This is a genomic window from Mycobacterium sp. IDUB_28 (assembly GCF_055419285.1).
This window is the reverse complement of sequence record NZ_JBVAXK010000011.1, coordinates 62,503-80,676: the sequence shown is the minus strand read 5'-3', so window position 1 is coordinate 80,676 and position 18,174 is coordinate 62,503. Positions and strand designations below refer to the sequence as shown.

Genomic DNA, 18,174 nt, shown 5'->3' with positions numbered 1-18,174 from the left:
GTTAAGCTCGCGCGCCGGACCCCGTCTGCCCGCCGAGCGTCACGCCCGTGTGGCTGTGGACGTCGAGCGTCACGCCAGCGTGACGCGCAGGCGTTAAGCTCGCGCCGTGCTGATCGCGATCGAAGGCGTCGACGGCTCGGGCAAGCGGACGTTGACCGAGGGTCTGCGCACGGCGTTCGAGGCGTCCGGCAAATCGGTGACCACCTTGGCGTTCCCGCGCTACGGGCAGTCGATCACCGCCGACCTCGCGGCCGAGGCGCTGCACGGACAGCACGGCGACCTCGCCGACTCGGTGTACGCGATGGCGACGCTGTTCGCCCTGGACCGGGTCGGCGCGATCGACGAGATCGCGCGGCTCGGGCAGCAGCACGACGTGGTGATCCTGGATCGCTACGTGGCCTCCAACGCCGCCTACAGCGCGGCGCGGTTGCACCAGGGTGCGTCCGGCCCGGCCGCGGCGTGGGTGCAACAGCTCGAATACCGCCGGCTGGCGCTGCCCGCGCCGGACTGGCAGATCCTGCTCGCGGTGCCGGCCGAACTCGCCGACCAGCGGGCGCGCAGCCGCGCCGCGAGCGACCCGGGCCGGGCCCGCGACAGCTACGAACGCGACGACGGACTGCAGCGACGCACCGGTGCGGTCTACGCCGAACTGGCGGCAGCGCACTGGTGCGGGCGGTGGCGGGTCGTGGACGCGGACGTCGATCCGGACGGTCTGGCCGCCACTGTGGTGGCCGAATAGTGCATTTTGGGCGCCATTTGCGCTTATCAATCACGAAACGCCCGTGTGGTGCGACGGTTTTGTCCTGATCTGGTGACACCATGGACACCATGAGGCAAAGGATTCTCGTCGTCGACGACGACGCTTCGCTGGCCGAGATGCTCACCATCGTGTTGCGTGGGGAGGGTTTCGACACCGCGGTCATCGGCGACGGTACTCAGGCCCTGACCGCGGTGCGCGAGTTGCGCCCCGATCTGGTGCTGTTGGACTTGATGCTGCCGGGCATGAACGGCATCGACGTGTGTCGGGTGCTGCGGGCCGACTCCGGTGTGCCGATCGTCATGCTGACCGCCAAGACCGACACCGTCGACGTGGTGCTCGGCCTGGAATCCGGCGCCGACGACTACATCATGAAGCCGTTCAAGCCCAAGGAACTGGTCGCGCGGGTGCGGGCGCGGCTGCGCCGCAACGACGACGAGCCCGCCGAGATGCTGTCCATCGCCGACGTCGACATCGACGTGCCGGCGCACAAGGTCACCCGCAACGGCGAGCAGATCTCGCTGACGCCGCTGGAGTTCGACCTGCTGGTCGCGTTGGCGCGCAAACCGCGCCAGGTGTTTACTCGTGATGTGCTGCTCGAACAGGTGTGGGGATACCGGCACCCGGCGGACACCCGCCTGGTGAACGTGCACGTCCAGCGCCTGCGCGCCAAGGTCGAGAAAGACCCCGAAAACCCGACAGTGGTTTTGACCGTTCGAGGAGTGGGATACAAGGCCGGACCTCCGTGATCCCGCGCGATGAGTGAGCGTTACGCGTGATCTGGCGCTCACCGCGACGTAGTCGAGGTCGTTGGGGGCGTTCGGGTCCCCTGCCGCGGGGCATGAGCGCCGTCAGTCGCGCCGTTGCCGTCGTCTGGCGCCGGTCGCTGCAGCTGCGCGTGGTGGCGCTGACCATCGGCCTGTCGCTGGCGGTCATCCTGGCGCTGGGTTTCGTGTTGACCAGCCAGGTCACCAACCGGGTCCTCGACATCAAGGTCAAAGCCGCGATCGATCAGATCGAGCGCGCCCGCAACACCGTCACCGGCATCGTCAACGGTGAGGAGACCCGCTCGCTGGACAGCAGCCTGCAGCTCGCGCGCAACACGCTGACATCGAAGACCGACCCCGCCTCCGGCGCGGGGCTGGCCGGTGCCTTCGACGCGGCGCTGATGGTGCCCGGCGACGGGCCGCGCGCGGCGTCCACCGCCGGGCCGGTCGATCAGGTGCCCAGCGCGTTGCGCGGCTTCGTCAAGGCGGGCCAGGCCGCATACCAGTACGCGACCGTGCACACCGAGGGCTTCTCCGGGCCGGCGCTGATCGTCGGCAGTCCGACGTCGTCGCGGGTGGCCAACCTGGAGTTGTACCTGATCTTCCCGCTGGCCTCCGAGCAGGCCACCATCTCGCTGGTGCGCAGCACGATGGCGACCGGCGGTGTGGTGCTGCTGGTCCTGCTGGCCGGCATCGCGCTGCTGGTTTCCCGGCAGGTGGTCAATCCGGTGCGCTCGGCATCGCGGATCGCCGAGCGCTTCGCCGAGGGGCACCTGTCCGAACGGATGCCGGTGCGCGGCGAAGACGACATGGCCCGGCTGGCGCTGTCCTTCAACGACATGGCCGAGAGCCTGTCCCGCCAGATCACCCAGCTCGAGGAGTTCGGCAACCTGCAACGCCGCTTCACCTCCGATGTCAGCCACGAACTGCGCACCCCGCTGACCACGGTGCGCATGGCTGCGGACCTGATCTACGACCACGCCGACGACCTCGATCCGGCGTTGCGACGATCCACCGAGTTGATGGTCAACGAGCTGGACCGGTTCGAGAGCCTGCTCAACGACCTGCTGGAAATCTCCCGGCACGACGCCGGTGTCGCCGAGTTGTCCGTCGAGGCCGTCGATCTGCGCACCACCGTCAACAGCGCCCTGGGCAACGTCGGGCACCTGGCCGAGGAAGCCGGCATCGAGCTGCTGGTGGACATGCCCACCGAAGGCGTGATCGCCGAGGTCGACGCCCGCCGGGTGGAACGGATCCTGCGCAACCTGATCGCGAATGCGATCGACCACGCCGAGCGCAAGCCGGTGCGCATCCGGATGGCGGCTGACGAGGACACCGTCGCCGTCACCGTGCGCGACTACGGCGTCGGGTTGCGGCCCGGCGAGGAGAAGCTGGTGTTCAGCCGGTTCTGGCGCTCCGACCCGTCGCGGGTGCGCCGTTCCGGCGGCACCGGGCTCGGCCTGGCGATCAGCATCGAGGATGCGCGCCTGCACCAGGGCCGGCTGGAGGCCTGGGGGGAGCCCGGCGAGGGCGCGTGTTTCCGGCTGACCCTGCCCCTGGTGCGGGGGCACAAAGTGACCACCAGCCCGTTGCCGATGAAACCGATCCCGCAGACCAACGGGCAGCCGACGGCGCAGCCGCTCACCCCGACCGGCCCGCAACCGATCACCCGGCACCGTGAGCACGCGGAGTGGAGCGGTTGATGCGGGGACTGCTGATGCTCGTCTCGGCGGCTCTGCTACTCGCCGGTTGCGCAAGCGTGCCCAGCTCGTCGGCGCCGCAGGCCATCGGCACGGTGGACCGTCCGGCGCCGTCGAACCTGCCCAAACCCACCCCGGGCATGGATCCCGACGTGCTGTTGCGCGAATTCCTCAAGGCCACCGCCGACCCGTCCAACCGGCACCTGGCTGCGCGGCAGTTCCTCACCCAGTCGGCGTCCAACGGCTGGGACGACGCCGGCAGCGCCCTGCTGATCGACCATGTGGTTTTCGTCGAAACCCGCGGCGCCGAACGGGTTTCGGCCAATATGCGGGCCGACATCCTGGGCTCGCTGTCCGACATCGGGGTGTTCGAGACCGCGGAGGGCAAGCTGCCGGACCCGGGTCCGATCGAGTTGGTCAAGACCTCGGGCGGCTGGCGCATCGACAGACTGCCCAACGGCGTTTTCCTGGACTGGCAGCAGTTCCAGGCCACCTACAAGCGCAACACCCTGTACTTCGCCGACCCCACCGGCAAGACCGTGGTGCCCGACCCGCGCTACGTCGCGGTGTCCGACCACGACCAGCTGGCCACCGAACTGGTCTCCAAGCTGCTGGCCGGACCGCGCCCGGAGATGGCGCACACGGTGCGCAACCTGTTGGCCCCGCCGCTGCGGTTGCGCGGACCGGTGACCCGCGCCGACGGCGGCAAGAGCGGCATCGGCAAAGGTTACGGCGGCGCCCGGGTCGATCTGGAGAAGCTGGCCACGACCGATCCGCACAGCAGGCAATTGCTTGCCGCGCAGATCATCTGGACGCTGGCCCGGGCCGACATCCGCGGTCCGTATGTGATCAACGCCGACGGCGCCCCGCTCGAGGACAGGTTCGCCCAGGGTTGGACCACCTCCGACGTCGCGGCCACCGATCCCGGGGTCGCCGACGGCGCCGGCGCGGGGCTGCATGCCCTGATCAACGGCTCGATGGTGGCCCTGGACGGGCAGCACATCGCCCCACTGGCCGGCGCGTTCGGCCGGATGGGCGATCAGACCGGTGCTGCGCTGTCGCGCAACGGTCACCAGGTCGCCTCGGTGGTGACGCTGCGTCGCGGCGCACCGGACATGGCCGCGTCGCTGTGGATCGGTGACCTCGGCGGTGAGGCGGTGCAGTCCGCCGACGGGCACAACCTGACCCGCCCGAGCTGGTCGCTGGACGACGCGGTGTGGGTGGTGGTCGACGCCAACATCGTGCTGCGCGCCATCCAGGAGCCGGCGTCCGGTCAGCCGGCCCGCATCCCGGTGGATTCCACCGCGGTCTCGGCCCGCTTCCCGGGACCGATCACCGACCTGCAGCTGTCCCGCGACGGCACCCGTGCGGCGATGGTGATCGACGGACAGGTGATCCTGGCCGGTGTCGAGCAGACCCAGGCCGGCCAGTTCGCGCTGACCTATCCGCGCCGGCTCGGCTTCGGTCTGGGCACCTCGGTGGTGTCGCTGTACTGGCGAACGAGCGACGACGTCGTGGTGACCCGCAACGACGCCACGCACCCGGTGTCCTACGTCAACCTCGACGGGGTGAACTCCGACGCGCCGTCGCGCGGCCTGCAGATCCCGCTGTTCGCGATCGCCGCCAACCCTTCCGCGGTGTACGTCGCCGGGCCGCAGGGGGTGCTGATGTACTCGGCTTCGGCCGCCGAGAACCAGCAGGGTTGGACGGAGGTGGCCGGTCTGATGGTCGGCGGAGCCGCCCCGGTATTGCCGGGTTGAGCGCCCTGCCATAGCTTTTGAGGCGATGCCGAAGGTTCCGTTCCTGCGTTGGGATGAAGCGTTCCGCGCGTTGGAGGCGCTGACTTCATTGTGGTCGTCGACGGGCCTGCCGTCGGTGGGCGCCGGTGCCGCGCAGGCGGCCGCGGTGCCCTACCGGACGCTGTTGGCGACGTTGCAGCAACTGCTCGTCGGCAACGAGGTGACCGTTCGCATCGGTGATCACGACGTGGTGCTGACGGTGACCGAACTGGAGTCGGAGCTGGACCCGCAGGGCCTGCCGGTCGGCCAATTGGGCGAGGTCCGGGTGGCCGCACGCGACATCAGATGGGACGAGAACCGGCTGCAGAGCGCCGTCGCCGTGCTGCGCAACGTGCACATCCGCCCGGGTGTCCCGCCGCTGGTGGTGGCGGCTCCGGCAAACCTGTCGACGGCGCTTTCCGAGGAGGTTTTGGACGGAGTGCTGCGGCAGGTGGCTCCACAGCTGCGCAGCGAGTTGGGCAAGGACGGCACGGCCCGCCTGCGGTGGGCCCGGCAGCCGGCCTGGGGCGGGCTGGAGGTCGACGCCGACGTCACGGGCCGCACGCTGTGGCTGCGGCCGCGTGCGGTGGTGACCGGCCGGCACCGGTGGAAGCTGCCGGTGCGAACGCCCGCCTACCAGGTGCCGTTGCCCGAGCTGCCGCTCGGTCTGATGATCACCGGCGTCGAGCTCTCCTCGGACACCCTGCAGGTGTCCGGGTTGCTGCCGGAATGGCGGATGCAGTTGCCGCTGCGGGCGCTCGAGGAACTGCTCACCCGGCTCAGCCAGGGCGCGTTCAGCTTCAGCTGGCCCTCGCTGTGGTGGGGCTCCGACTAGCGGACGGATCTCCGGCCGGGAACGGCCGGATCACGGCACGGCACGAGCTCCGTATCGGTTCGGCAACGCGTGTTTGCCCGGATCGTATGCGCCGATACCGTTCGAAATCGTCACGCAGAAGCGGGCATTGATGAGGGAGTACGGCGTTGCGGCACTTGGAGCGATTCAGCGTTGCGGTTGCGGTCAGCGCGGGCCTGTGCGGGGCTGCGCTGGCGTTGAGTCCCGACGGCGCCGCCACCCCGCTGCGAACGGGCGGCGCGGGCTGCGTCGACCAGCTCGCGGCGGCCGCGCCGGTAGCGCCGATGGCGTTGCCGGGCCCCGTCGCAGCACCGGTGCCGCTGGCGCCGGTCGTCCCCGCGGTGCCGCTCGCGCCTGTCGCGCCGCCGCTGCCGGTCGCGCCGATCGTGCCGATCGCCGGGGCGGGCGCGCTGCCCGCCGACGGTCTGGCGGCCGCCCCGCTGAGCAAGGCCGCGGGTGCGGGCAAGGGGGTGCCCACGAGTGCACCGCCGGCGCTGGCCGCCGATCCGGTGGTGTTGCCGGGCCCGCCGGTGCCGGTGGCCCTCGCCCAGGAACAGCCGATCTCCGCTGTGCTGACCGGGTCGACCCTGACGGCGACCGGGTGCGCTGCCATCGCCGGTCCGACCCGGTGACGGTTACGACGGTTTGAGCTGGCGCACGGTGTCGGCGACCTTTTCTTCCCTGACCTCGCCCGCCTGCACGATCACCGGGTCGCCGACGTTGACGGTGTCGTAGTACCACTCGGCGTCGGCCGGGCTCAGGCTGATGCAGCCGTGACTGACATTGTCCAATCCCATCGACTGGACCGCCCACGGAGCCGAGTGCACGAACAGACCGCGGCTGGTGATGCGCACCGCGTAGTCGACTTTGAGTTGGTAGCCGTCGGGGTCGTCGACCGGGATGCCCACCGAACTCGAATCCATCAGCACCGAGCGGTCTTTGGCGAGCACGGTGTAGTTGCCGACCGGGGTCGCGAACTCGGGTCTGCCCATCGAAGCCGGCAGCACCCCGTCCTCACCGAAATGCGGCCGGTGGTGCGGTGCCGGCCGCGGTGGCGGTGGCCCCGTCTCGACGCCGTCGATGCGCACGGTGAAGGTGTGATTCGCGATGTCGGCGACACCGACCACCTTCGGTCCGGTGGCGAACTCGGTGCGCAGCCCGCCCACCGACAGCGCGATGGTGCTGTGCGCCGGCCAGTATCGGTCCGGAACCCACTGCACGACGCGGCTGTCGACCCATTCGAACCGTCCCGTCATCGCCGGGGTCGCCGTCACGTCCAACGCGCGCTGCGCGGCCTGGCGATCGGTGACGGGATGCCCGAAGGTCACCACCACCGGGTGTGCGACACCCACCACCGCCCCGCGTGCCGGTAGCACCGAGGCGATGTCGAACACGCTGTGCGGTGTGCTGACCGCCGTCAGCGTGACGCCGGCCGGACTGGTGAACACCGTCGCGGAAATCCCGATCGCCACGAACAGAGACCGAATTGCCGCCCGCATCGCGCACTCCCGATTGGTTGCTGCTGTGTTGTCGGTCGGATCGTAGGATGCGCGACACCGGCGAACGGGTAAGCGCGCGTTGGTAAGTCGGTCAGGGTTTGGTTACAGCTCGGTCTCCGTCCGAACATGTCAGTCTTCGGCGCCACACTGGGACCATGCTTGATCTGGTGCTGCCGCTGCAGTGCGGCGGGTGCGGGGCCCCCGCGGTGCGCTGGTGCGACGGGTGTACCCGCGAGCTGGCGGTGTCGGCGGGGGAGCCCGTGGTGGTGAGCCCCCGCGTGGACCCCGGGGTGCCGGTGTTCGCGCTGGGCCGGTACCGCGGTGCCCGGCGGCAGGCCATCCTGGCGCTCAAGGAGCGCGGCCGCCGCGACCTGGTGGCACCGTTGGCGTACGCGCTGGCCGTCGCGGTGCACCGGCTGCTGAGCTGGGGGATGGTGGACATCCCGGTGACGGTGGTCCCCGCGCCGACGCGGCGGTCGGCGGCCCGCCGGCGCGGCGGCGACCCGGTCGCCCGGCTGGCCAGGGTGGCGGTGGTCGGTCATCCCGGCATCCGCGTCGCCGAGGTGTTGCGGCTGCGGGCGCTGGTGCGCGACTCGGTGGGCCTGGGCACCTCGGCGCGGGAACACAACATCGCCGGCCGCGTGGTGTTGCGTGCGCCGCCGCCGCGCGGTGAGGTGTTGCTCATCGACGATGTCGTCACCACCGGGGCCACCGCGGCCGAGTCCGTTCGGGTGCTGCAGGCGGCCGGGGTTGCGGTGGTGGCGGTGCTGGCTGTCGCGGCGGCCTGACCGCTGCGCCGGGCGTCACCGCAGGGCGAACGTGAAGAACTCGCAACAGGTCTGCGAATTGGGTGGCACGGTAAGGCGAACACGGGCTAACGTCGAAAGCAGATTCCCGACTCACAGTCGCTGTATTGCCAGGTTGAGCAACACCCGCGGGAGGAGGTGAGTATTCGACTTCTAGCTCCGGCGGGCAGCCTGCGACGGTGGCTTCTCCAGAACCGTTCTAACCCCGTCGGCGCGTAGCTGAGTGCCGGGCACGCAGAGTGCGTGTGACGTGAAAAGAGAAACGAGTTGTAAAGAATGTCAAGGCTTTCCGTGGATTCCCAGCAGGTTCTGGACAAGGCTGATTCTGCAGGAACTGAAGACCAGGCCGAACCGACCGCCACTGCCGAGATCGTGTTCGAGGGCCGCAACGTTGAGATCCCCGACCATTTCCGCCTTTACGTGTCACAGAAACTCGCCCGCTGCGAGCGGTTCGACAAGTCCATCTACCTGTTCGATGTTGAACTCGACCACGAACGCAACCGCCGCCAGCGCAAGGCATGTCAGCGCGTGGAGATCACCGCCCGCGGCCGCGGCCCGGCGGTGCGCGGTGAGGCCTGTGCCGACAGCTTCTACGCCGCACTGGAATCCGCGGTCGTCAAACTGGAGAGCCGGCTGCGGCGCGGCAAGGACCGCCGCAAGGTGCACTACGGCGACAAGACCCCGGTGTCGCTGGCCGAGGCCACCGCGGTGGTGCCGCCGGAAAACGCCTTCAACTCGGCTCCGGCCGAGCCGCACGACCACGACGGCGTCGATCCCGAACCCATCGAGCACCTGCCGGGTCGGGTGGTGCGCACCAAGGAGCACCCGGCCACGCCGATGACGGTCGACGACGCGTTGTACGAGATGGAGCTCGTCGGGCACGACTTCTTCTTGTTCTTCGACAAGGAGACCGAGCGACCCTCCGTGGTGTACCGACGGCACGCCTACGACTACGGCCTGATCAGATTGGCCTGATCACCCCGTCACCTAGGATGGGGGTCGCTCAAGACGAACGACTCCCACCCAATAGGGGAACAAGCTGTGCTGTCGCGATTGCTGCGCCTCGGTGAAGGCCGCATGGTCAAGCGCCTCAAGAAGGTCGCCGACTATGTCAACACGTTGTCCGACGACGTGGAGAAACTCACCGACGCCGAATTGAAGGCCAAGACCGACGAGTTCAGGAAGCGTCTGGACAAAGACGAGACCCTCGAGGATCTGCTGCCCGAAGCGTTCGCGGTGGCCCGCGAAGCCGCGTGGCGGGTGCTCGACCAGCGGCCGTTCGACGTGCAGGTGATGGGCGCGGCCGCGCTGCACCTGGGCAACGTCGCGGAGATGAAGACCGGGGAAGGCAAGACGCTGACCTGCGTGTTGCCGGCGTACCTGAACGCGCTGGCGGGCAAGGGTGTGCACGTCGTCACCGTCAACGACTACCTGGCCAAACGCGACAGCGAGTGGATGGGCCGGGTGCACCGTTTCCTGGGCCTGGAGGTCGGGGTGATCCTGGCGCAGATGACGCCCGAGGAGCGCCGCGTCGCCTACAACGCCGACATCACCTACGGCACCAACAACGAGTTCGGCTTCGACTACCTGCGTGACAACATGGCCCACTCGCTCGACGACCTGGTGCAGCGCGGGCACAATTTCGCCATCGTCGACGAGGTCGACTCCATCCTGATCGACGAGGCCCGGACCCCGCTGATCATTTCCGGTCCGGCCGACGGCGCCTCCAACTGGTACACCGAGTTCGCGCGGCTGGCGCCGTTGATGCAGAAGGACACCCACTACGAGGTGGACCTGCGCAAGCGCACTATCGGTGTGCACGAGAAGGGCGTGGAGTTCGTCGAGGACCAGCTCGGCATCGACAACTTGTACGAGGCGGCCAACTCGCCGCTGGTCAGCTACCTCAACAACGCGTTGAAGGCCAAGGAGCTGTTCAACCGCGACAAGGACTACATCGTCCGCAACGGCGAGGTGCTGATCGTCGACGAGTTCACCGGCCGGGTGCTGGTCGGCCGGCGCTACAACGAGGGCATGCACCAGGCCATCGAGGCCAAGGAGCATGTCGAGATCAAGGCCGAGAACCAGACGCTGGCCACCATCACGCTGCAGAACTACTTCCGGCTGTACGACAAGCTCGCCGGCATGACCGGTACCGCCCAGACCGAGGCGGCCGAGCTGCACGAGATCTACAAGTTGGGCGTGGTCCCGATCCCGACGAACAAGCCGATGATCCGCGAGGACCAGGGCGACCTGATCTACAAGACCGAAGAGGCCAAGTACATCGCGGTGGTCGACGACGTCTCCGAACGCTACGAGAAGGGTCAGCCGGTGCTGATCGGCACCACCAGCGTGGAACGCTCGGAATACCTGTCTCGCCAGTTCACCAAGCGGCGCATCCCGCACAACGTGCTCAACGCCAAGTACCACGAGCAGGAAGCGGGCATCATCGCCGAGGCGGGCCGGCGCGGCGGCATCACCGTGGCCACCAACATGGCCGGCCGCGGTACCGACATCGTGCTGGGCGGCAACGTCGACTTCCTCACCGACAAGCGGCTGCGCGAGCGCGGCCTGGACCCCATCGAGACGCCTGAGGAGTACGAAGAGGCCTGGCACCAGGAGCTGCCGAAGGTCAAGGAGGAAGCCTCCACAGAGGCCAAGGAAGTCATCGAGGCCGGTGGTCTCTACGTGCTGGGCACCGAACGCCACGAGTCGCGGCGCATCGACAACCAGCTGCGTGGTCGGTCCGGTCGGCAGGGTGACCCCGGGGAGTCGCGCTTCTACCTGTCGTTGGGCGACGAGTTGATGCGCCGGTTCAACGGCGCGGCGCTGGAGAGCCTCCTGACCCGGTTGAACCTGCCCGACGACGTGCCGATCGAAGCCAAGATGGTCACCCGGGCGATCAAGAGCGCCCAGACCCAGGTTGAGCAGCAGAACTTCGAGATGCGCAAGAACGTGCTGAAGTACGACGAGGTGATGAACCAGCAGCGCAAGGTCATCTACGCCGAACGAAAGCGGATTCTGGAGGGCGAGAACCTGCAGGAGCAGGCGAAGGAGATGCTGACCGACGTCATCACCGCGTACGTGGACGGTGCCACCAGCGAGGGCTACGCCGAGGACTGGGACCTCGACGCGTTGTGGACCGCGCTCAAGACGCTCTACCCGGTGGGCATCGACCATGAGTCGCTGATGCATCCCGACGACGACTCCGACCGCGACGACCTGACCCGCGAAGAACTGCTCGAGGCGCTGCTCGCCGATGCGGAAAAGTGTTATGCGGCAAGGGAAGCCGAGCTGGAACAGCTAGCCGGCGAGGGTGCTATGCGCCAGCTGGAGCGCAACGTGCTGCTCAACGTCATCGACCGCAAGTGGCGCGAGCACCTCTACGAGATGGACTACCTCAAGGAGGGCATCGGCCTGCGCGCGATGGCTCAACGCGACCCGCTGGTGGAATACCAGCGCGAGGGTTACGACATGTTCATGGCCATGCTCGACGGCATGAAAGAGGAGTCGGTCGGTTTCCTGTTCAACGTCAGCGTGGAGGCGGTGCCCGCCCCGCAGGTCGAACTGACCCCGGTCGACGCGCCGGAGGGCTTGGCGACTCTGGGCAGCCCGGAGGCCGCGGACGAAGCTGCGGGCCAACCGGCGCCGGCCGTCAAGGAACCGGTGAGCACGTTGCGGGCCAAGGGAATCGACAACGACGACGACCGACCCGCGCTGACCTATTCAGGTCCGTCGGAGGACGGGTCGGCGCAGGTGCAGCGCAACGGTGGTGCGGCGGCCAAGACCACCGCCGGCGCCGCGAGTGGCGGCAGCCGTCGGGAACGGCGGGCTGCTGCGCGCCAGCAGGGACGCGGTGCCAAGCCGCCCAAGTCGGTGAAGAAGCGCTGAGCATCCGGAAAAGTTGTTGCCCGGCACTGACTCTCACGGGTGGCCCGGTCAGCCGATCTGCAGGGCGACCACCAGCCACTGTCCCGGCGCGGACACCCGTTCCACCCGACCGGCGATCGCGTGCAGCCGTTCCCCACGGCTGTAGCAGCCGAACACCTCGGCCGCGGAGCCCCCGGTGGGCTGTAGCCGCATCTTGCGCAGCACCGCGGCGCCGGCCTGTCCGGTAACCGTGCGGCTCACCGCCTGTACGGCGTCGACCAGATCCGGTGTCAGCACCGCACGCAGCTGCCCGGCCGGGCGGCGCCGGTCGATGACTTCGAGCACCCGACGCAGCGCGGCGTCGGCGAACACCGCGGCCTGACGCATCTGCGCGTCCAGCGGCACGCCGTCCGGCTGGCGCTGCGGGCGCGGACGGGCCGGCCGCGGCGGCGCGTGCGATGATGGTCCACACCGCGGGAGGCCGCGGGTCGGGGGTTCGTAGTCGATCACCGGTGTGACGGCGACAGTGGGCAATGGGGCATCTCCAGACGCTTGTGACCGAGCAGCGCCTGAAGAGTGTCAGACGGTCGGGCCGTTGGGTATTCACTCGTCGGTCCTCATCCACAGGCCCGCTCGGCGCAGACGCCCGCCAGCCGATAGCGTGACCTGATATCCAGAATGCGAAACAGGAGGGCGTTGCGGCAATGGTGACCCGGTTGTCCACCGCGGACGCGTCGTTCTATCGACTGGAGAACACCGCGACCCCGATGTATGTCGGGTCGCTGTCGATCCTGCGCCGGCCGCGATCGGGTCTGAGCTACGAGACATTGCTGGCCACCGTCGAGAAGCGCTTGCCGCAGATACCGCGCTACCGGCAGAAGGTGCGCGAGGTCAAGGTCGGCATGGCCCGGCCGGTCTGGATCGACGACGCCGATTTCGACATCACCTATCACATTCGGCGCTCGGCCCTGCCGTCGCCCGGCAGCGACGAACAACTGCATGAACTCATCGCCCGCCTGGCTGCCCGGCCGCTGGACAAGTCGCGGCCGCTGTGGGAGATGTACCTGGTCGAGGGCCTGGCCAATAACCGCCTCGCGCTCTACACCAAGTCGCACCAGGCGTTGATCAACGGCATGGGCGCCCTGGAGATCAACCACGTGATCGCCGACCGGACGCGTCGGGCACCGCCGTTCCCCGAAGACATCTGGGTGCCGGAACGCGACCCGGGGCACAGCCGGTTGGTGCTGGGTGCCATCGGGGAGTGGCTGGTGGGTCCCGGTACCCAATTGCAGGCCGTCGGCTCCGCGGTCGCGGGGCTGGTGACCAATTCCGGTCAGCTCGTCGACTCTGCCCGCCGGGTTTTCGACGTCGCGCGCACCGTGGCACGTGGCACCGCGCCCAGCAGCCCGCTCAACGCCACCGTGTCCCGCAATCGCCGCTTCACCGTCGCCCGGGGCAAGCTCGACGACTACCGGACGGTGCGGGCCCGCTACGAATGCGACATCAACGATGTGGTGCTGGCGGTGATAGCCGGTGCCCTGAGCAACTGGTTGATGTCGCGCGGTGAAGCCGTGACGCAGACCGCGGTGGTGCGGGCGATGGCGCCGCTGTCGGTGTATCCCGACGACCAGCTCGACCCGTCCGGACCGGGCCAGGCGATGAGCGAAGTGACCCCGTTCCTGGTGGATCTGCCGGTGGGGGAGGGCAACGCGGTGGTCCGGCTCTCCCAGATCGCGCACGCCACCGAATCGAACCCGACGGCCGCCAGCCTGGTGGACGCCCGCACCATCGTCACGCTGTCCGGTTTCGCGCCGCCGACGCTGCACGCAATGGGCATCCGGGTGGCGACCAGTTTCCCGACGCTGTCGCGCCAACCGTTCAACCTGCTGATCACCAACGCCCCCGGCGCCCAGTCGCAGATGTACATCGCCGGCACGAAGCTGCTGGAGACCTACGCGGTGCCGCCGCTGTTGCACAACCAGGCGCTGGCCATCAGCGTCACGTCCTACAACGGCATGCTCTACTTCGGCATCAACGCCGACCGCGACGCGATGAGCGACGTGGACCTGCTGCCGGGGTTGTTGCAGCAGTCGCTGGACGAGCTGCTGGGCGCTTCCCGCTAGTTTCGGCCGGAATCGGCGGGTACCGATAACATCCGTTGATGTGAGCACCCCGAACAAGGCCGGCGCGTCGCCGAAGACGAAGAAGAAGAAGTCGGCCGCACCCACCGTGCAGAAGATCCCCAACGACATCTACGAAGCCGAATTGTTCAGGCTGCAAACCGAATTCGTGAAATTGCAGGAATGGGTGCGGCACACCGGTGCCCGGCTGGTGGTGATCTTCGAAGGCCGCGACGCCGCGGGCAAAGGCGGTGCGATCAAGCGGATCACCGAATACCTCAGCCCCCGCATCGCCCACGTCGCCGCGCTGCCGGTGCCGACCGGCCGGGAACGCGGACAGTGGTATTACCAGCGCTACATCGCCCATCTGCCCACCAAAGGCGAGATCGTGCTGTTCGACCGCTCGTGGTACAACCGCGCCGGCATCGAAAAGGTGATGGGATTCTGCACACCGCACGAGCATGCGCTGTTTCTGCGGCAGACCCCGATCTTCGAGCAGATGCTGATCGACGACGGGATCCTGTTGCGCAAGTACTGGTTCTCGGTGTCGGATACCGAACAGTTGCGCCGGTTCAAGGCCAGGCTCAATGACCCTGTGCGGCAATGGAAGCTGTCCCCGATGGATCTGGAATCGGTGTACCGGTGGGAGGACTACTCGCGCGCCAAGGACGAGATGATGGTGCATACCGATACCCCGGTCAGTCCCTGGTACGTAGTGGAATCCGACATCAAGAAGCATGCACGGCTGAACATGATGGCCCACCTGCTCTCGACCGTGAACTACTCGGAGGTGGAAATCCCGAAGGTCACCCTGCCGGACCGTCCCGTCGTGACCGGCAACTACCAGCGGCCGGCGCGTGAGCTGCAGAAGTTCGTCACCGACCACGTGGCGACTCTGATGTCATGACACGGGTCCACATCCCGGCGACCCTGGGCATGCTGCAGCAGCTCGTCGCCGGCGGGTCGTTGCGTCCGGTCAACGGCACCGCCTTTGCGGTCACCCCGGCGTTGCGCGAGTCCTATGCCGAGGGCGACGACGACGAGCTTGCCGAGGTGGCGCTGCGCGAAGCTGCGCTGGCTTCGCTGCGGCTGTTGGCCGCTGAGGAGGACGGCGCGCTGCCGCTGCGCCGGGTGGTGCTGGAAGCCGACGTGGATGAGGTGGCCTTCCGTCCCGATCTGGACGACGCGGTCGTCAGGATCGACGGGTCGATTCAGCTGGAACGGGTAATCGCGGCATATGTGGACAATACGGACGCGGAGCCGGCCGTCAGGGCGGCGATGGCCGTGATCGATGCCGCCGATCTCGGGGACGAGGATGCCGAGCTGACCGTCGGCGACGCCCAGGATCATGATCTGGCCTGGTACGCCAACCAGGAGCTCCCGTTCCTGCTCGAGCTACTGTGACGCCGCTCTGGCTACGGTACCGTAACTTACGGTACCGTAGGTTGGGTCAGACGCGGCCGGAGCACGAGCAGGAGCTTCTTTTCATGAGCACAAAGCACGCGGCGCTCACCGCCAGGGTCGTCAACACCACTCGGGCGAGCGTTGCCGGGGCCGAGCAGCATCCCGGCTGGCACGCGCTGCGCCAACTGGCCGCGCGCATCACCACCCCGCTGCTGCCCGACGACTACCTGCACCTGGCCAACCCGCTGTGGTCGGCTCGCGAGCTCCGCGGCCGCATCCTGGAAGTCCGCCGCGAGACCGAGGATTCGGCCACCCTGGTCATCAAGCCGGGGTGGGGCTTCAGTTTCGACTACCAGCCGGGCCAGTACATCGGCATCGGGCTGCTGGTCGACGGGCGTTGGCGCTGGCGGTCGTATTCGCTCACCTCGAGTCCGGCCGCGGGTTCCGATTCGGCCCGGACGATCACGATCACCGTCAAGGCCATGCCGGAAGGCTTCCTGTCCACCCACCTGGTGGCCGGTGTCGAACCGGGAACCATCGTCCGACTGGCCGCACCGCAGGGCAACTTCGTGCTGCCGGATCCGGCGCCGTCGTCCATCCTCTTCCTCACCGCCGGGTCCGGGATCACGCCGGTGATGTCGATGCTGCGCACGTTGGTGCGCCGCGACCAGATCACCGATGTCGCACACCTGCATTCGGCGCCCACCGGCTCCGACGTGATGTTCGCCGACGAGTTGGCCGGGTTGGCCGACGATCACCCCGGCTATCGCCTGTCCGTGCGCGAGACCCGCTCGCGGGGCCGGCTCGATCTGTCCCGGCTCGACGACGAGGTACCGGACTGGCGCGACCGGCACACCTGGGCCTGCGGCCCCGAGGGCATGCTCAGCCAGGCCGAGAAGGCGTGGTCGGCGGCCGGCGTCGGTGATCGGCTGCACCTGGAGCGGTTCGCGGTGTCCAGGGCCGCGCCGGCGGGAGCGGGTGGGACCGTGACCTTCGCCCGCAGCGGCAAGAGTGTCGCCGCCGATGCGGCGACGTCGGTGATGGATGCCGGGGAAGGTGCCGGCGTGCAGATGCCGTTCGGCTGCCGCATGGGCATCTGTCAGTCGTGCGTGGTGGAGTTGCTGGACGGGCACGTCCGTGACCTGCGCACCGGCGTCGAGCACGATCCGGGCCATCGCGTCCAGACCTGCGTGTCGGCCGCATCCGGCGACTGCGTGGTCGATATCTAGAGTTACCGACAGGTAACCTACGGAGTCGTAGGTTACTATTGCGTAGGCCCGGGTACGCCCTAAGCACAACAGACGCAGGGAGAACTTATGGCGATCACCGACGTCGAAGAATTCGCACATCTGACCGACGCCGACATCGAAAACCTGGCTTTCGAACTCGATGCCATCCGCCAGGACATCGAAGACTCGCGCGGGCAGCGCGACGCCCGCTATATCCGTCGCACCATCGCCGCGCAACGCGCGCTCGAAGTGGCCGGGCGGGTGATGCTGGCCGCCAGCAAACGGCGGTCGGCATGGTGGGCGGGCACCGCCACGCTCGGTGTGGCCAAGATCATCGAGAACATGGAGATCGGCCACAACGTCATGCACGGCCAGTGGGACTGGATGAACGACCCGGAGATCCACTCCTCGACCTGGGAGTGGGACATGAGCGGGTCGTCCAAGCACTGGCGCTACACCCACAATTTCGTGCACCACAAGTACACCAACATCCTGGGTATGGACGACGACGTCGGCTACGGCCTGCTGCGGGTCACCCGTGACCAGCGCTGGAAGCGCTTCAACCTGATGAATCTCGTCTACAACACCTTGCTCGCGCTGCTGTTCGAATGGGGTGTCGGCCTGCAGCACGTGGAAATCGGCAAAATCGTCAAGAAGCGGATGGAGCACGGCGAGGCCCGCCAGCGCATCGACGAATTCCTGGCCAAGGCCGGTCGCCAGGTGCTCAAGGATTACCTCGCGTTCCCAGCGCTCACCTCGCTGTCGCCCGGCGCGACCTACACCTCGACGCTGAAGGCGAACGCGACGGCGAACGTGATTCGCAACGTGTGGGCCAACGCCGTCATCTTCTGCGGGCACTTCCCCGACGGCGCCGAGAAGTTCACCAAGACGGACATGGTCGGCGAGACCAAGGGCCAGTGGTACCTGCGGCAGATGCTGGGTAGCGCCAACTTCGAGGGTGGCTGGTTGCTGCGCTTCATGAGCGGCAACCTGTGCCACCAGATCGAGCACCACCTGTATCCCGACCTGCCCAGCAACCGGCTGCACGAGATCTCGCTGCGCGTCCGCGAGATCTGCGACAAGTACGACCTGCCCTACACCACCGGGTCGTTCCTGGTGCAGTACGGCAAGACGTGGCGCACCATCGCCAAGCTGTCGTTGCCGGACAAGTACCTGCGCGACGACGCCGACAACGCGCCGGAGACCCGCAGCGAGCGGATGTTCGTCGGCCTGGAACCGGAGTTCACCGGGACCGACCCGACGACCGGCCGCCGCCGCGGGCTGAAATCCGCCATCGCGGCCGTGCGCGGGTGGCGGCAGTCCAAGCGTGCCGCCGCAGCGGCGGTCAACGGTGAGTTGGCCGCATAACCGGTAGGCGCCGCCATACTGGAGAC

16 protein-coding genes are annotated in these 18,174 nt (G+C 68.1%); 14 read left to right on the top strand and 2 right to left on the bottom strand.

What is annotated here, in order from left to right; genetic code table 11:
* Window positions 1–106: 106 nt before the first annotated feature.
* The 6 genes from ACZYZ9_RS21380 to ACZYZ9_RS21355 all read left to right on the top strand — a co-directional run bounded on the left by ACZYZ9_RS21380 (window position 107) and on the right by ACZYZ9_RS21355 (window position 6,487).
* Window positions 107–739, top strand: coding sequence for a dTMP kinase (locus ACZYZ9_RS21380; protein ID WP_463828270.1), 633 nt, complete (start codon window positions 107–109; stop codon window positions 737–739).
* 80 nt (window positions 740–819) lie between these two features.
* The gene (gene mtrA / locus ACZYZ9_RS21375) at window positions 820–1,506 is read left to right on the top strand and encodes a two-component system response regulator MtrA (protein WP_015354856.1); all 687 of its coding nucleotides are present in this window, start codon (window positions 820–822) and stop codon (window positions 1,504–1,506) included.
* Between the two features lie 26 nt (window positions 1,507–1,532).
* Entirely contained in the window at window positions 1,533–3,227 is a 1,695-nt protein-coding gene (gene mtrB, locus ACZYZ9_RS21370) for an MtrAB system histidine kinase MtrB (protein ID WP_463828269.1), read from the top strand.
* 14 nt (window positions 3,228–3,241) lie between these two features.
* Window positions 3,242–4,984: an MtrAB system accessory lipoprotein LpqB gene (lpqB, locus tag ACZYZ9_RS21365; protein WP_463828353.1), complete on the top strand. Its 1,743-nt coding sequence runs from the start codon at window positions 3,242–3,244 to the stop codon at window positions 4,982–4,984.
* A gap of 25 nt (window positions 4,985–5,009) precedes the next feature.
* Entirely contained in the window at window positions 5,010–5,837 is an 828-nt protein-coding gene (locus ACZYZ9_RS21360; RefSeq protein WP_463828268.1) for an LmeA family phospholipid-binding protein, read from the top strand.
* A gap of 146 nt (window positions 5,838–5,983) precedes the next feature.
* On the top strand, window positions 5,984–6,487 hold the full coding sequence (locus ACZYZ9_RS21355) for a hypothetical protein (RefSeq protein WP_463828267.1): 504 nt from the start codon (window positions 5,984–5,986) through the stop codon (window positions 6,485–6,487).
* Between the two features lie 3 nt (window positions 6,488–6,490).
* On the opposite strand, the gene ACZYZ9_RS21350 is transcribed toward ACZYZ9_RS21355, so the two are convergent.
* On the bottom strand, window positions 6,491–7,354 hold the full coding sequence (locus ACZYZ9_RS21350) for a L,D-transpeptidase (protein WP_463828266.1): 864 nt from the start codon (window positions 7,352–7,354) through the stop codon (window positions 6,491–6,493).
* A gap of 155 nt (window positions 7,355–7,509) precedes the next feature.
* Between ACZYZ9_RS21350 and ACZYZ9_RS21345 the strand changes: the two genes are divergently transcribed.
* From ACZYZ9_RS21345 to secA, 3 genes are all read left to right on the top strand, one after another.
* Window positions 7,510–8,142, top strand: coding sequence for a ComF family protein (locus ACZYZ9_RS21345; RefSeq protein ID WP_463828265.1), 633 nt, complete (start codon window positions 7,510–7,512; stop codon window positions 8,140–8,142).
* 309 nt (window positions 8,143–8,451) lie between these two features.
* Window positions 8,452–9,135 carry a ribosome hibernation-promoting factor, HPF/YfiA family gene (hpf, locus tag ACZYZ9_RS21340; protein WP_463828352.1) on the top strand — a complete coding sequence of 228 codons (684 nt, stop codon included), beginning with the start codon at window positions 8,452–8,454 and terminating at the stop codon, window positions 9,133–9,135.
* A gap of 66 nt (window positions 9,136–9,201) precedes the next feature.
* The gene (secA, locus tag ACZYZ9_RS21335) at window positions 9,202–12,048 is read left to right on the top strand and encodes a preprotein translocase subunit SecA (RefSeq protein ID WP_463828264.1); all 2,847 of its coding nucleotides are present in this window, start codon (window positions 9,202–9,204) and stop codon (window positions 12,046–12,048) included.
* A 48-nt stretch (window positions 12,049–12,096) separates the two neighbouring features.
* On the opposite strand, the gene ACZYZ9_RS21330 is transcribed toward secA, so the two are convergent.
* On the bottom strand, window positions 12,097–12,561 hold the full coding sequence (locus ACZYZ9_RS21330; RefSeq protein WP_463828263.1) for an Rv3235 family protein: 465 nt from the start codon (window positions 12,559–12,561) through the stop codon (window positions 12,097–12,099).
* Window positions 12,562–12,731: 170 nt separating this feature from the next.
* Here ACZYZ9_RS21330 and ACZYZ9_RS21325 point away from each other — a divergent pair, with 170 nt between their 5' ends.
* The 5 genes from ACZYZ9_RS21325 (at window position 12,732) to ACZYZ9_RS21305 (ending at window position 18,148) form a co-directional block, all read left to right on the top strand.
* Window positions 12,732–14,150, top strand: coding sequence for a WS/DGAT/MGAT family O-acyltransferase (locus ACZYZ9_RS21325; protein WP_463828262.1), 1,419 nt, complete (start codon window positions 12,732–12,734; stop codon window positions 14,148–14,150).
* A gap of 40 nt (window positions 14,151–14,190) precedes the next feature.
* Complete coding sequence (gene ppk2 / locus ACZYZ9_RS21320) at window positions 14,191–15,054, top strand: polyphosphate kinase 2 (RefSeq protein ID WP_463828261.1); 864 nt, start codon at window positions 14,191–14,193, stop codon at window positions 15,052–15,054.
* Window positions 15,051–15,551 (top strand): DUF6912 family protein, encoded by a 501-nt coding sequence (locus ACZYZ9_RS21315; protein ID WP_463828260.1) that lies wholly within the window; start codon window positions 15,051–15,053, stop codon window positions 15,549–15,551. The genes ppk2 and ACZYZ9_RS21315 overlap by 4 nt, the downstream gene beginning before the upstream one ends.
* Before the next feature lie 83 nt (window positions 15,552–15,634).
* Window positions 15,635–16,780, top strand: coding sequence for a ferredoxin reductase (locus tag ACZYZ9_RS21310; RefSeq protein ID WP_463828259.1), 1,146 nt, complete (start codon window positions 15,635–15,637; stop codon window positions 16,778–16,780).
* Window positions 16,781–16,867: 87 nt separating this feature from the next.
* The gene (locus tag ACZYZ9_RS21305; RefSeq protein ID WP_463828258.1) at window positions 16,868–18,148 is read left to right on the top strand and encodes a fatty acid desaturase family protein; all 1,281 of its coding nucleotides are present in this window, start codon (window positions 16,868–16,870) and stop codon (window positions 18,146–18,148) included.
* Window positions 18,149–18,174: the final 26 nt, after the last annotated feature.